Origin of the sequence: Agrococcus sp. DT81.2 (assembly GCF_049844935.1) — a bacterium.
Classification (GTDB): Bacteria; Actinomycetota; Actinomycetes; order Actinomycetales; family Microbacteriaceae; genus Agrococcus.
In genome coordinates this window covers 348,649-361,625 of record NZ_JBNCLZ010000001.1, presented here as the reverse complement: position 1 = coordinate 361,625, position 12,977 = coordinate 348,649, and the positions used below count along the sequence as shown (strand labels likewise).

14 protein-coding genes are annotated in these 12,977 nt (G+C 72.1%); 7 read left to right on the top strand and 7 right to left on the bottom strand.

Annotation, left to right across the window (positions count from 1 at the left end):
- Nucleotides 1–56: 56 nt before the first annotated feature.
- Nucleotides 57–869 (top strand): aspartate/glutamate racemase family protein, encoded by an 813-nt coding sequence (locus ACLQ21_RS01705; RefSeq protein ID WP_425660826.1) that lies wholly within the window; start codon nucleotides 57–59, stop codon nucleotides 867–869.
- Nucleotides 870–1,003: 134 nt separating this feature from the next.
- Here ACLQ21_RS01705 and ACLQ21_RS01700 read toward each other — a convergent pair whose 3' ends face one another.
- Entirely contained in the window at nucleotides 1,004–1,969 is a 966-nt protein-coding gene (locus ACLQ21_RS01700) for a helix-turn-helix domain-containing protein (RefSeq protein WP_425660824.1), read from the bottom strand.
- Nucleotides 1,970–2,355: 386 nt separating this feature from the next.
- Here ACLQ21_RS01700 and ACLQ21_RS01695 point away from each other — a divergent pair, with 386 nt between their 5' ends.
- On the top strand, nucleotides 2,356–3,147 hold the full coding sequence (locus tag ACLQ21_RS01695) for a sensor histidine kinase (protein ID WP_425660823.1): 792 nt from the start codon (nucleotides 2,356–2,358) through the stop codon (nucleotides 3,145–3,147).
- A 31-nt stretch (nucleotides 3,148–3,178) separates the two neighbouring features.
- Here the strand turns inward: ACLQ21_RS01695 and ACLQ21_RS01690 are convergent, their stop codons facing one another.
- Complete coding sequence (locus tag ACLQ21_RS01690; RefSeq protein ID WP_425660821.1) at nucleotides 3,179–4,075, bottom strand: LysR substrate-binding domain-containing protein; 897 nt, start codon at nucleotides 4,073–4,075, stop codon at nucleotides 3,179–3,181.
- 75 nt (nucleotides 4,076–4,150) lie between these two features.
- On the opposite strand from ACLQ21_RS01690, the gene ACLQ21_RS01685 reads away from it, so the two are divergent.
- On the top strand, nucleotides 4,151–4,441 hold the full coding sequence (locus ACLQ21_RS01685; protein ID WP_425660819.1) for a GNAT family N-acetyltransferase: 291 nt from the start codon (nucleotides 4,151–4,153) through the stop codon (nucleotides 4,439–4,441).
- Here ACLQ21_RS01685 and dhaM read toward each other — a convergent pair whose 3' ends face one another.
- From dhaM to dhaK, 3 genes are read right to left on the bottom strand one after another with little or no spacing between them, the layout of a single operon-like run.
- Nucleotides 4,442–5,128, bottom strand: a complete 687-nt coding sequence (gene dhaM / locus ACLQ21_RS01680; protein ID WP_425660817.1) for a dihydroxyacetone kinase phosphoryl donor subunit DhaM — start codon at nucleotides 5,126–5,128, stop codon at nucleotides 4,442–4,444. It lies immediately after the preceding gene.
- Nucleotides 5,125–5,799 (bottom strand): dihydroxyacetone kinase subunit DhaL, encoded by a 675-nt coding sequence (gene dhaL / locus ACLQ21_RS01675; protein ID WP_425660815.1) that lies wholly within the window; start codon nucleotides 5,797–5,799, stop codon nucleotides 5,125–5,127. Before dhaL ends, dhaM begins: the two co-directional genes overlap by 4 nt.
- Entirely contained in the window at nucleotides 5,756–6,760 is a 1,005-nt protein-coding gene (dhaK, locus tag ACLQ21_RS01670; RefSeq protein WP_425660813.1) for a dihydroxyacetone kinase subunit DhaK, read from the bottom strand. Before dhaK ends, dhaL begins: the two co-directional genes overlap by 44 nt.
- 182 nt (nucleotides 6,761–6,942) lie before the next feature.
- Between dhaK and ACLQ21_RS01665 the strand changes: the two genes are divergently transcribed.
- Both ACLQ21_RS01665 and glpK read left to right on the top strand, forming a co-directional pair.
- The gene (locus ACLQ21_RS01665; RefSeq protein WP_425661397.1) at nucleotides 6,943–7,719 is read left to right on the top strand and encodes an MIP/aquaporin family protein; all 777 of its coding nucleotides are present in this window, start codon (nucleotides 6,943–6,945) and stop codon (nucleotides 7,717–7,719) included.
- A 98-nt stretch (nucleotides 7,720–7,817) separates the two neighbouring features.
- On the top strand, nucleotides 7,818–9,329 hold the full coding sequence (gene glpK / locus ACLQ21_RS01660) for a glycerol kinase GlpK (RefSeq protein WP_425660811.1): 1,512 nt from the start codon (nucleotides 7,818–7,820) through the stop codon (nucleotides 9,327–9,329).
- Between the two features lie 62 nt (nucleotides 9,330–9,391).
- Here the strand turns inward: glpK and ACLQ21_RS01655 are convergent, their stop codons facing one another.
- Nucleotides 9,392–10,342 (bottom strand): hypothetical protein, encoded by a 951-nt coding sequence (locus ACLQ21_RS01655; RefSeq protein ID WP_425660809.1) that lies wholly within the window; start codon nucleotides 10,340–10,342, stop codon nucleotides 9,392–9,394.
- A gap of 7 nt (nucleotides 10,343–10,349) precedes the next feature.
- Nucleotides 10,350–11,402: an anthranilate phosphoribosyltransferase gene (trpD, locus tag ACLQ21_RS01650; protein ID WP_425660807.1), complete on the bottom strand. Its 1,053-nt coding sequence runs from the start codon at nucleotides 11,400–11,402 to the stop codon at nucleotides 10,350–10,352.
- 69 nt (nucleotides 11,403–11,471) lie between these two features.
- On the opposite strand from trpD, the gene ACLQ21_RS01645 reads away from it, so the two are divergent.
- Complete coding sequence (locus tag ACLQ21_RS01645; RefSeq protein WP_425660805.1) at nucleotides 11,472–12,116, top strand: cytochrome c oxidase subunit 3; 645 nt, start codon at nucleotides 11,472–11,474, stop codon at nucleotides 12,114–12,116.
- Nucleotides 12,117–12,129: 13 nt separating this feature from the next.
- Nucleotides 12,130–12,945, top strand: coding sequence for a c-type cytochrome (locus ACLQ21_RS01640; RefSeq protein WP_425661395.1), 816 nt, complete (start codon nucleotides 12,130–12,132; stop codon nucleotides 12,943–12,945).
- Nucleotides 12,946–12,977: the final 32 nt, after the last annotated feature.

Here is a 12,977-nt window from a genome sequence, read left to right as displayed (position 1 = left end):
TGCGAGACATTCAACACAGGCTGGACGTATGGAGCCGGGTGCGCTGAGATCGACCCATGCACCCCTCCCCTGACACTGTGCTGGGCATCCTCGGCGGCATGAGCTGGCACTCGACCGCGCAGTACTACCGCGCCATCAACGAGCACGTCGCGGCCGCCCGCGGCGGGCACGCATCCGCACGCATCCTGCTGTCGAGCCTCGACTTCGCCGAGGTGCGCGACTGCCAGCTGCGGGGCGACTGGGCCGCCGCGGGCGCGCTGCTCGCCCGAGAGGCCGCCGCGCTCGAGCGCGCCGGCGCGGGCTCGATCGCGATCGCGACGAACCTCATGCACCGCGTCGCCGGCGACGTCGAGGCCGCCGTCGGCGTGCCCCTCGTGCACATCGCCGACGCCGTCGCCGAGACCGCGCACGGCCTCGGCGCGAGCACCCTCGGCATCGTCGGCACGCGCTGGGTGATGTCGGAGCGCTTCTACGCCGACCGGCTCGCGCGGCACGGCATCGCGACCGTCGTGCCGCCCACCGGTGCGCAGGCCGAGCTCGACCGCATCGTCTTCGACGAGTTGACGCAGGGCGTGGTGACGGATGCGTCGCGCGCCGTGTTCCGTGACGCCTTCGCCGCGCTCGAGGCCGAGGGCGCCGACGCGATCGTGCTCGCCTGCACCGAGATCATGCTGCTCGTGGGCGCCGCGGACGCGGGCGTGCCGCTCATCGACTCGTGCGCAGCGCACGCGACCGCGCTCGCGCGCATCGCGCTCGGCGAGCGCTCAGCGGGGGCGCTCGCCCCAGACCCGCTGCATCGCGTCGAGCACCGTGCGGATGGCGGGGACGCGCTCGGCGCCGTTCCGGTGCAGCGAGACCGTCCGGCCTGAGCCCTCCGCGAGCGGCGCGACCACGACGTCGTCGCGCGTCGACACCCGCAGCGCCGTCGCCGGCAGCGGCGTGACAGAGCCGGTCGCGGCGACGAACGACTGGTGCCGCCGGCAGCGCTCGCACGACGGCCGGATTAGGCCGGACGGTGGAGCGTCTCCGATGGAGCCTCACGGAACGCGTCGCGGTAGGCGGCGGCGAAGCGACCCAGGTGCAGGATGCCGAGCCCGCGGGCGACCGCGCGGACGGTCGTGGCATCGCGGTCGGCTGCCAGGAGCGCCTCGCGCGCACGGCGAAGACGGATCTGCCGCAGATAGGTCATCGGCGGCGTGCCGAGGTCACGACGGAAGCCCTCCTGCAGCGCTCGCGCGCTCAAGTGGACCTCCGTAGCCAGACGCAGCGTCGTCCACGGCTCTGCCGGCCGCTCCTCCATCAGCTCTAGCGCGCGCTTGATCGCCGAGCCGAGCCGCGTGGGGCGGTCACGGTCGACGGCACCGCTGTGGCTGTGCGGCTGGCCGAGCAGGAGACCGTCGAGCACGAACCCTTCGACGTGCGCGGCCATACGCGCATCCCCGACCGCGACCGTGGGATGGTCGAGCTCGTCGTTGAGGAGGTCCAGGACCGTTCGCCAGCGGCGTCCGAAGGGGCTGCGGAGGTCGGCGGCGAAGTCGAAGATCAGGGGGCCGCGCAGGGATCGGCCGAGCAGCTGCTCGAGCCGCGACTCCAGTAGGGCCCGCGGGATCATCAGGCACAGCTGCTGACAGCCCGCCGCCCACGCGATCTCGGCCGGGGCTTCAGGCGAGTACACGAGTCCCTCGCCCGGAGCCGTCGCGACCGGTTCGCCGGTGCCGCTCCTCGAGCGCGCGCGGCCCCGAAGCGTGATGTTCGCGTGGAAGTTCTCGGCGTCGGCGGTGCGCAGCCGTATCCGACGCCCGTACGCGAGCCGGCCGACCGTCACTGCTCCGACACGCATGCCGGCCACCTCCATGGCGAGGCCGGCGGAGCCGTCGGCGAGGTCGAGCCGGTGCGGGAGATAGAGCTGGGTGACGATCCGCTCGGCCTCGTCGCGGTCGTCGGTCCTGCGCCGTGTGTAGGTCGTCATCCGCGACCGGCCCCCGTCTCCGGGCCGACCACGATCCAGCCGGCAGCACCCTGCACGGCACGCCTCGTCCCGGCGCCGAGCCACATCCGTCGGTCCCCACCCCGAGCCGGCCCATCGGCAGTGGAGCCCGGCTGCGAGGCTCGGACGGTTCGGGCAGCGCACATGACCCGACATGCTACGGGCGCTCCATGAGCCGAACCCGGGAGCGCGCGACGAGCCGGCTCGCGCCGCCCCGTAGCCGGATCACGCACGCTGGCGCCGAGCTCGCATGCGGAGCCCGCAGCAGATGTCAGCCTCGATCCGATGGCCGCCAGCCTCATGGCCGCCAGCACGGCCCACCCCACTCGAGGCGCCGCGCCTCGAGTCCGACTGCAGGAGGTCACACCGTGCCAGAGCCCGCCGCCCGGTCGGCTGTCGAGTCCTCGGCCGGGGGCGTCGCAGCGCCTGTCCGCTGGTCCCCCACGCCGCACCACGAGTTCCTCGCGGGGCTGACGGAGGAGGTCAACCACCACTTGCGCACAGCGCTGACGCCCGTCCTGGGTCACGCCGAGCTGCTGATCGAGCAGCAGCACCGGATCCCCACGGACCTGCACCCGTCGCTCACCGCCGTGATGCGAGCCGGACGGCGACTCAACGACGTCGTGCTCGGGATCTGCGAGCTCCTGCGCATGGCGTGCGTCGACCCGAGCGCCGTGGAGACGATCAACGTGTGGGAGCTGCTCTCCGACGAGCTGGCGACGCACCGGGCCCGTGCCGCGCGGCAGCTCGTGCGGCTCGCCATCGGCGGTGATCCGGTCGAGGCACATGGCGTGGATGCGGAGCGTCTCGGCCGCGCGGTCCGCGAGCTGCTCGACAACGCCTTGAGGTTCTCGCCGGAGCGGTCGACGGTGCGCGTCACCACGACGGCCGCAGCGGAGTGGATCCGGATCACGGTGAGCGACGACGGCGACGGCATCGATCCAGCGGACCACGAGCGGCTGGTCAGGCCGTTCGAACGCGGCTGCGATCCGCGGCAGCCCCGCCCGGGATTGGGGCTCGCGCTGGCGTCCGCCGTCGCGGCGTCGCACGGCGGCCGCCTGGTCCTCTCCGAGAGCTCGAGCGGGGGCCTGGAGGTCACGCTCGAGCTCCCGGGCGGCGTCCGCCCGCCAGCGCGAGCGGCTGGACCACCGGATGCATGAGCGCCGGTCGGCGGCTCGCGCTCGTCAGGCGTCAGCCGACGCCCTCGGTCCACAGCCGCTGCATCGCGTCGAGCACCGTGCGGATGGCGGGCACGCGCTCGGCGCCGTGCCGGTGCCGCAGGGAGACGGTCCGGCCTGAGCCGTCGGCGAGCGGCGCCACCACGACGTCGTCGCGCGTGAGCACCCGCAAGGCCATCGCCGGCAGCAGCGTCACCGATCCGGTCGCGGCGACGAACGACTGCGCGGCGAGGAAGTCGTCGGTCTCGAACTGGATCGTCGGCGCGAAGCCCGCGTCGGCGGCGAGCGACTCGAGGTGCTGCCGGCACCGCTCGCAGCCGCCCACCCAGTCCGCGCCCGCGAGCGCGGCGAGCTCGACCGGCGAGCCGTCCGCGAGCTCGTGGTCGGCGGGCAGCACGATGCACGAGGGGTCGGCACCGAGCTCGATGCGGGTGAGCTGCACGTCGTCGTGGAGCTCGTCGTACTCGAAGGCCACGGCCACGTCGGCATCACCCGCGAGCACGGCCTCGATCGCCTCCGGCGGTTCGAGCTCGATGACGCGAGCCGTCAGCCCCGGCACCGCGAGCCGAGCGGCGGCGATCGCGCGCGGCACGAAGTCGGCGAGCGCCGAGGGGAAGGCAGCGATCGTGACGGTGCCGGCGCCCTCGGCGAGCGAGCGCAGCTCGGCCTCGGCGGAGCCCAGCAGGCCGGCGATGCCGTCCGCGTGGCGCAGCAGCCGCTGCCCGGCCTCGGTGAGCGTGACGCCGGTCGACGAGCGCAGCAGCAGGCCCTGGCCGACCTCCTCCTCGAGCAGGCGGATGTGCTGGCTCACGGCAGGCTGCGTCCAGCCGAGGGCGCGCGCGCCGCCCGAGACCGATCCTTCGCGCGCGACCGTGCGGAAGATCAGGATGCGTCGCGGGTCCAGCTGCATGGTCCCAGCATGCCGTACCCACGCTCGGCCCACCGCTCATCCCCCGCGCACAGCAACCCGGCGTACGGTGGCGCCATGACCGACCAGCAGCAGATCGAGATCGTCGACAACCCCGATGGCCGGCGCTTCGAGGCCCACGTCGACGGCGCCCTCGCCGGCTTCGCCGACTACCGCGACCAGGAGGGCGTGCGCGCCTTCCCGCACACGGAGGTGGATCCGGCGTTCGGCGGGCGCGGCATCGGCTCGACACTCGTGGACGAGGCGCTGCGCGCGACGATCGCGTCGGGCAAGCGGATCCGACCGCAGTGCTCGTTCGTCGCCGCGCGCGTGACGAAGGACGAGTTCGCAGCGCACGTCGTGCAGTAGCTACTCCCCGAAGCGGTCGCGCACGAGCGCCTCGATCGCGTCGATGGCCTCGTGCGCCTGCGGGCCCATCGCCTCGAACGACACGCGCGAGCCGCGGTCGAGCCCGAGTGCGAGCACCCGCAGCAGGCTCTTCGCGTCGACGCCGTTCACGGTGACGGTTGCGTCGAAGCCGCTCACCGTGCGGACGAGCTCCGACGCGGGGCGCGCGTGCAGGCCGTGCTCGTTCTCGAGCGCGATCTCGAGGCGGGCGGTCGATCCGACGGCCGCGCCCGTCCCGGAAGCATCCGCTTCCCGCGCGGCCGCCGGCTGGGGCGCGGCGGCGGCCGGCTCGGCGGCCGCGACCACGGCGTCGAGGCCATCGCCCGCCTCGGCGGCGACGGCCGCCGCCACGGCTCCCTCCACGATCGGCGCATCGGCGATCCGGATGCGCTCGGGCGCGTCCGAGAGCTCGACGGCCGTCTCCGCGGTGAGCACCGCCGAGCCGAGGTCGCACAGCACGACCACGCCGTCGCCGGACTCCGCCTCGCCGAGCGCCGCCTGCACGCGGTCGAAGCTCGTGCCGATCCCGCCGTCGTCGGTGCCGCCCGCGGCGATGATCGCGACGGACGGCGCCATCTGGGCCGCGAGCTCGACGACACCCTCTGCGATCAGGGCAGAGTGCGAGACGATGACGAGCCCGACGCTCACCGGGTCTCCGCCGCCGCGCGCAGCATGAGGGCGGTCGACTCGCTGCCGGGATCGCGGTGGCCGATCGCCCGCTCGCCCAGGTACGACGCGCGCCCCTTGTGGGCGACGAGCGGCTCCGTCGCCGCGGCGCCGTCGGCTGCGGCGGCGGCCGCGGCGTCCAGCACCGCCCGCACGTCGTCTCCCGCGGCGGCGGCGGCGTCGACCGCCGGGGTCCACGCATCCACCATCGTCTTGTCGCCGGGCTCGGCCTTGCCGCGCGCGACGATGCCGTCGCGCGCCGCCGTCAGCACGTCGACGAGGGCTGGAGCGTCGAGCTCGGTGCGCTCCCCCGCCGCCATCGCGCCCTTCAGGAAGGCGGTGCCGTAGAGCGGGCCGGCCGCGCCGCCGACGGTGGAGATGAGGGTCGTGGCGACGAGCTTCAGCACGGCGCCGGGCGTCGCGGCGTCGTCGAGGGCGTCGAGCTTGCCGAGCACGGCCTGGAAGCCGCGGTCGAGGTTCTCGCCGTGGTCGGCGTCGCCGATCGCCCGGTCGAGCGCCGTCAGCTCCTGCTTGCGGCGCGCGACCTCTGCCGCGACGGCCTCGATCCAGCGCCGGGTCCACGCCCCGTCGAGCGAGGTCACAGGATCCCTACCTTCCCCATCGCAGCGCCGCCGTGTGCACCGGTGCGTCATAGAGGCCCAGCAGCTCGTCGTCGACCTGCAGCAGCGTGATCGACACGCCCTGCATCTCGAGGCTCGTCACGTACGAGCCCACGAGCGAGCGAGCGAGCTCGATGCCGCGCTCCGCGAGCACCTCGGCGGCGCGCCGGAAGACGATGTAGAGCTCGGACTGCGGCGTGCCGCCCATGCCGTTGACGAGCAGCACGACCCGGTCGCCCTTCGAGAACGGCAGGTCCTCGAGGATCGGCTCCATCAGCCGGTCGACGATGCGGTCGGCGGGCTCGATGGCGATGCGCTCGCGACCGGGCTCGCCGTGGATCCCGATGCCGATCTCGATCTCGTCCTCGGCGAGCGTGAAGCTCGGCTCCTGCGCGTGCGGCACCGTGCACGGCGACAGCGCCATGCCCATCGACCGCACCCGGCTGTTCACCGTGCGAGCGACCTCCGCCACCTCGTCGAGCGTGTCGCCGCGCTGCGCTGCCGCGCCCGCGAGCTTCTCGACGAGCAGGGTGCCGGCGACGCCGCGGCGGCCGGCCGTGTAGAGCGAGTCCTTCACCGCGACGTCGTCGTCGACGATGACGGTCTGCACCTCGATGCCCTCGGCGAGCGCGAGGTCGGCCGCCGTCTCGAAGTTCAGCACGTCGCCGGTGTAGTTCTTCACGATGTGAAGCACGCCGGAGCCGGCGTCGACCTGCTTCGTCGCCTCGAGGATGGGGTCGGGGGTCGGCGACGTGAACATCGCGCCCGGCACGGCGGCGTCGAGCATGCCGAAGCCCACGTAGCCCGCGTGCAGCGGCTCGTGGCCGGACCCGCCGCCCGAGACGAGCCCGACCTTCCCGTTGATCGGCGCGTCCGCGCGGACCACGACGAAGGGCGGATCCACGACGACGCGCACGAGGTCGGCGTGCGCGGCGGCGAAGCCGGCGACGCCTTCGTCGACCGTCTTGGTGGGGTCGTTGATGAGCTTCTTCACGGTGCGCCTCTCCTTGAGCTGAGCCAGTGCGGCTCACGCTACGCCCCGGCGGCGGGAATCTCGATGGAACGGTTCGAAGATCTCTCGGATTCCGGGCGCAGCGGGGCTATCGTGTGCCGTACCACCCGTGCGGGCGGTACGGGCGACGAGGCCCGTGGACGAGAAAGTAGGGACCCGTGGACTTGAACCTCGGTCTGGTATTCCTCTCGGAGCTGGTGGGCACGGCGATGCTCGTCCTGCTCGGCTGCGGGGTGGTCGCGAACGTCGTGCTCAAGGGCAACAAGGGCTTCGGCGGCGGCTTCCTCATGATCAACTTCGGCTGGGGCTTCGCCGTCTTCGCCGGCGTCGTCGTCTCGATCTACTCCGGCGCGCACATCAATCCCGCCGTGACGGTGGGACTGCTCGCGAACTCGCTCGCGGAGGGCGTCGCGTACAACTGGGCGGCGCTCCCCGTCTACCTCGCCGGCCAGTTCATCGGCGCCTTCCTCGGCGCCGTGCTGTGCTGGCTCGCCTACAAGCAGCACTTCGACGCCGAGGAGGACCCGGGCGCTAAGCTCGGCACCTTCTCGACCGGCCCCGCCATCCGCTCGACCGGCTGGAACCTGATCACGGAGATCATCGGCACCTTCGTGCTCGTGTTCGTCGTCATCGCGTTCGGCGCGCAGAACGGCACGGAAGACGGCGTCCCCGCGGGCCTCGCCGCGCTCGGCGCACTGCCCGTCGCCCTGCTGGTCGTCGGCATCGGCGCGTCGCTCGGTGGTCCGACCGGCTACGCCATCAACCCCGCTCGCGACCTGGGCCCTCGCATCGCGCACGCGGTGCTGCCGATCAAGGGGAAGGGCTCGAGCGACTGGAGCTACGCCTGGATCCCCGTCGTCGGCCCCGTCATCGGCGGCGCGCTCGCCGGCCTCACGGCACCGATCCTGATCGCGACGGTCATCTCGGGCGCCGCGGCCTGACGCACCGAGGAGGGGGCACGGCGGCCCCCTCCTCGTCGTAGCGGCCGCGCGCCGCGCCCCCATCAGCACAGCATCCATCACAGAACGAAGGAGTTCCGGTGAACGACTACGTCATCGCCATCGACCAGGGCACGACCTCGACTCGCGCCATCCTCTTCGACCACGCCGGCAGCATCGTCGCCACCGGCCAGCTCGAGCACGAGCAGATCTTTCCGCAGGCCGGGTGGGTCGAGCACGACCCCAAGGAGATCTGGAGCAACACCCGCGAGGTCATCGGCCAGGCGCTCTCGAAGGCCAACGTCACGCGCCACAACGTCAAGGCGATCGGCATCACCAACCAGCGCGAGACCGCGGTGGTGTGGAACCGGACCACCGGCGAGCCCGTCTACAACGCGATCGTCTGGCAGGACACGCGCACGCAGAAGATCGTCGACCGGCTCGCCGACGGCGACGTCGAGCGCTACAAGCAGAAGGTGGGCCTGCCGCTCGCGACCTACTTCTCGGGCACGAAGATCGTGTGGATCCTGGAGAACGTCGAGGGCGCCCGGGAGGCCGCCGACGCGGGCGACCTCATGTTCGGCACGACCGACTCGTGGGTGCTCTGGAACCTCACGGGCGGCGTGAACGGCGGCGTGCACGCGACCGACGTCACGAACGCGTCGCGCACGCTCTTCATGGACCTCGAGTCGCTCGAGTGGGACGACGAGATCCTGGCCGACTTCGACGTGCCGCGCTCGATGCTGCCCGAGATCAGGTCGTCCTCCGGCGAGTTCGGCGTCGCGGCGTCGGAGTCGCTGCTGCGCGAGACGCCGATCACCGGCATCCTCGGCGACCAGCAGGCGGCGACCTTCGGGCAGGCCGCGTTCGACCAGGGCGAGGCGAAGAACACCTACGGCACGGGCAACTTCCTCATCTTCAACACGGGTGAGGAGATCGTCCACTCCAAGAACGGCCTGCTGACGACGGTCGGCTACAAGATCGGGGACGAGCCGACCCACTACGCGCTCGAGGGGTCGATCGCCGTGACGGGCTCGCTCATCCAGTGGCTGCGCGACAACCTCGGGCTCATCAACGACGCGCCCTCGGTCGAGAAGCTCGCGGCGACGGTCGACGACAACGGCGGCGCGTACTTCGTGCCGGCGTTCTCGGGGCTCTTCGCGCCCTACTGGCGGCCGGATGCGCGAGGCGCGCTCGTGGGCCTCACCCGGTACGTCAACAAGGGCCACATCGCGAGGGCCGCGCTCGAGGCGACCGCGTTCCAGACGGCCGAGGTCGTCGACGCGGTGAACGCCGACTCGGGCGTCGACCTCACGGAGCTCAAGGTCGACGGCGGCATGATCGCGAACGACCTGCTCATGCAGTTCCAGGCCGACATCCTGCAGGTGCCGGTCATCCGCCCGGTGGTCGCCGAGACGACGGCGCTCGGTGCGGCCTACGCCGCCGGCCTCGCCGTCGGGTTCTGGAGCTCGCTCGACGAGCTGCGCCAGCAGTGGCAGGAGGACCGGCGCTGGGAGCCGCAGATGGAGCAGGAGGCGCGGGACCGCACGTACCGCAACTGGAAGAAGGCCGTGCAGAAGACCCTCGACTGGGTCGACGACGACGTCTCCTGAGACGCGCGGAGCGGGGCGGCCGTCGGCCGCCCCGCTCCGTCGTGTGCGGCGGCCGTGCGGCGCTACTGCGCGCGGTAGACCGGGTCGCTCAGCCAGATGACGGCCGCGCCGATCGCGATCACGATCATCGTGGCGCGCGCGGTCGAGATCGCGAGCACGATCGAGGCCCACCAGTCGTCGTCGTCGGAGAGCCGGCCGCGCGCGGTCGGCTGCTTCGCCGAGATCGCGACGGCGATGGCGATGAGATCGAGGCAGACGAGCATCGTGATGACCGCGGCTCGCAGCCGCGGGCCCTCCCCCGTGCGCGACGCGCGACCGGAGCCGTGCGGCTCCGCGACGTTCGCGACGGGCAGCAGCGCGCGCATCCACCCGTCGAGCCACCAGCCGAGCAGCACGAGGCCGAGCACCAGCAGCAGCAGCACGACGCGCGTGACCGTCTCGTCGAGCGCGGTCCGCGCCTCCTCCCACGGGTCGCCGACGAGGCGGCCGCGGATGGCGGGCAGCGCGCGGCCGAAGAACGCCGCTCCGGCCGTCGCGTAGCCCAGGGCGACGATGAGGATCGTGAGCGGATGCCGCATCCGCACGAGCATCCACGCGATCACGAGCGCTCCGCCGGCGCAGAACTGGATCGCGTCGAGCGCACCGTAGGTCGTCGCGCCGAGCAGCGACGTCGACTGCATGAGCACCGTCGCGCCCTCCGCGGCCGCGAAGAGCACGATGCAGTACAGCGCGCCGATCCGGTAGCTGCGGGAGGCTGGTGCGACGAGCGTCGCGAGCAGCAGCAGCAGCGCACCGATCGTGCGCAGCGTGACCGACGGCGTGAGCGCGGGCGGTCGGTGCAGCAGCAGCGTGAGGCCGTAGCAGGTGAGCAGGCCGCCGATGGCGAGCGCGACCAGCAGCAGCGACCGGGAGGCGCGATCCGCCCACGAGAGCGGCCACGTCTGCCACACCTCGTCCCGCGACCACGTCGACTGCCGCTGCGCCCTCGGACGCTCCGCGACCGGTGCTGTCACCGCGGGCTCAGCTCGCGGCGGCACGCCACGCGTCGAGCGTGCGCGTCGCCGCCCCGGAGTCGACCGCGGCCCGCGCGACCTCGAGCTCCTCCGCGAGCCGCTCGACGAGCGGGCGGTCCTTCTGCCGCACGTCGCCGTCGAGCCGCCAGGCGACGAGCGCCGCGGCGGCGTTCAGCAGCACGATGTCGCGCACCGCGCCCGGCTCGCCTGCGAGGGTACGCCGCAGCACCTCGGCGTTGTGCTCCGCCGAGCCGCCGCGCAGGTCGTCGAGCTGGGCGCGCGGGATCCCGAGCTCGCGCGGATCAATGTCGTGCTCGACCACGTCGCCGCGCGCGACCTCCCACAGCGCCGAGTGGCCGGTGGTGGTGAGCTCGTCGAGCCCGTCCTCGCCGCGCACGACGAGCGCCGTCGCGCCCCGGGTGGCGAACACGCCGACGAACTGCTCGATGACCCGCTTGTCGGCGACGCCCACGAGCGAGACCTCCGGGCGGGCGGGGTTGACGAGCGGGCCGAGGTAGTTGAAGACGGTCGGCACGCCGAGCTGCGCGCGCACGGGACCGGCGTGCCGGAAGCCCGGGTGGAAGCGCGTCGCCCAAGCGAACGAGATGCCCGCGGCGTCGAGGATGCGCCGCACGACGGCGGGGTCGTCGTCGGCGGGCACGAGGCCCAGCGCGTCGAGCACGTCGGACGCGCCCGAGGACGACGAGACGGCGCGGTTGCCGTGCTTGAGCACCGGCACGCCCGCTGCCGCGACGACGATGCTCGCGGTGGTCGAGATGTTGACGGTGTGCTGGCGGTCTCCACCCGTGCCGACGATGTCGACGACACGGGTGTCGCCCGGCAACGGCACGGCGGCCTCGAGGATGGCGTCGCGGAAGCCGACGAGCTCCTCGGCGACCACGCCCTTGCCGCGCAGGGCGATGAGGAAGCCGGCGATCTGCGCCTCGGTGGCGCGCCCGGCCACGATCTCGGCCATGGCCCACTCGGCCTGGCGGATGGCGAGATCCTCGCCCTCCAGGAGGGTCTCGAGCACCACTGGCCAGGTCAAGAGACGATCCATGGCTCCAGCCTAGCTATCCGCGGCACGCTGGCCTGCCGGGTCCTCCGCCCGCGGCGAACTGTCACTAGGATGGGATTCGTGTCCACTACTGCGCTCTCCCCGTCGCCGTCGGCGCCGATGATCAGGCGGCCGAACACCGTTGCGGTCGGCACCATCGTCTGGCTCGGCAGCGAGGTCATGTTCTTCGCCGGCCTGTTCGCGATCTACTTCACGCTGCGCTCGATGTCGGGAGACCTGTTCTCGACCGAGGCCGAGAAGCTGAACGTGCTCTTCGCCACGATCAACACGCTCGTCCTGCTCGCCTCGAGCTTCACCTGCCAGGCGGGCGCGAACGCTGCGGAGCACCACCAGGCGTTCCGCTCCGGCGGGAAGCTGCAGTTCGCCAAGTGGGGCATGGTCGAGTGGTTCTACCTCACCTACGCCATGGGTGCCGTCTTCATCATCCTGCAGGTGTTCGAGTACATCGTGCTCATCAGCCACGGGGTGACGTTCTCGTCGAACTCGTACGGCTCCGCGTTCTACATCACCACCGGCTTCCACGGCCTCCACGTCACGGGCGGGCTCTTCGCCTTCCTCTTCGTGATCGGTCGCGCATACGCCGTCAAGCGCTTCACGCACAAGGAGGCGACGAGCGCGCACGTCATCTCCTACTACTGGCACTTCGTCGACGTGGTCTGGATCGGCCTGTACCTCGTCATCTACTGGCTCAAGTAAGCAACGGTTGGGACTGAGAACGTTGGCATCACGCAAGAAGACCGGTCGCAGGCACCCGCTCGCCAGCGCGGCGCTGCTCATCATCGGACTCGTCGCCGCAGGCGGCGCGTCCGCCGCGGTGGGCTCCGTCGCCAATGCTGAGCCGGCGACGACCCCCCACTCCCAGCAGCTCACGGCCGCGGACGGCGAGCAGCTGTTCCGCGCGAACTGCGCATCGTGCCACGGCCTCAACGCTGAGGGCACCGAGAACGGCGTCAGCCTCATCGGCGTCGGCGCGGCATCCGTCGACTTCCAGGTCATGACGGGCCGCATGCCGATGGCGATGCAGGGCCCGCAGGCGCTCGAGCGCGAGGTGCTCTTCACGCAGGAGCAGTCCGACGCGATGGCGGCGTACATCGCCGGGCTCGCGCCCGGACCGGGGATCCCGACGGAGGAGATGCTCGACACCTCAGTGGTCGACGCCGAGGGGATCGCAGCGGGTGCCCAGCTCTTCCGCATCAACTGCGCCATGTGCCACAACGTGGCCGGCGCCGGTGGAGCGCTGACGGAGGGCAAGTTCGCGCCCGCCCTCAACGACATCGATGCCGCGCACATCTACGAGGCCATGCTCACGGGTCCGCAGAACATGCCCGTGTTCAACGACGAGAACATCAACCCGGAGCAGAAGCGCGAGATCATCGCCTACCTGCACTACCTGGACGACAACCCCTCGGTCGGCGGCTTCGATCTCGGCAGCCTGGGCCCGGTCTCCGAGGGCCTGTTCATCTGGATCTTCGGTCTCGGCGGCATCGTCGCGATCACGGTCTGGCTCACGTCGAAGCCCAACTGAGCCATGACCCACGACACTCCCCAGCACCCCGA

What these genes read in the sequence shown, in the direction of transcription:
- ACLQ21_RS01705 (WP_425660826.1), top strand. Translation starts at nt 57, where the DNA reads ATGCACCCCTCCCCTGACACTGTGCTGGGCATCCTCGGCGGCATGAGC.
- ACLQ21_RS01700 (WP_425660824.1), bottom strand. Translation starts at nt 1,969, where the DNA reads ATGACGACCTACACACGGCGCAGGACCGACGACCGCGACGAGGCCGAG.
- ACLQ21_RS01690 (WP_425660821.1), bottom strand. Translation starts at nt 4,075, where the DNA reads ATGCAGCTGGACCCGCGACGCATCCTGATCTTCCGCACGGTCGCGCGC.
- ACLQ21_RS01685 (WP_425660819.1), top strand. Translation starts at nt 4,151, where the DNA reads ATGACCGACCAGCAGCAGATCGAGATCGTCGACAACCCCGATGGCCGG.
- dhaL (WP_425660815.1), bottom strand. Translation starts at nt 5,799, where the DNA reads ATGACGCACCGGTGCACACGGCGGCGCTGCGATGGGGAAGGTAGGGAT.
- trpD (WP_425660807.1), bottom strand. Translation starts at nt 11,402, where the DNA reads ATGGATCGTCTCTTGACCTGGCCAGTGGTGCTCGAGACCCTCCTGGAG.
- ACLQ21_RS01645 (WP_425660805.1), top strand. Translation starts at nt 11,472, where the DNA reads ATGGGATTCGTGTCCACTACTGCGCTCTCCCCGTCGCCGTCGGCGCCG.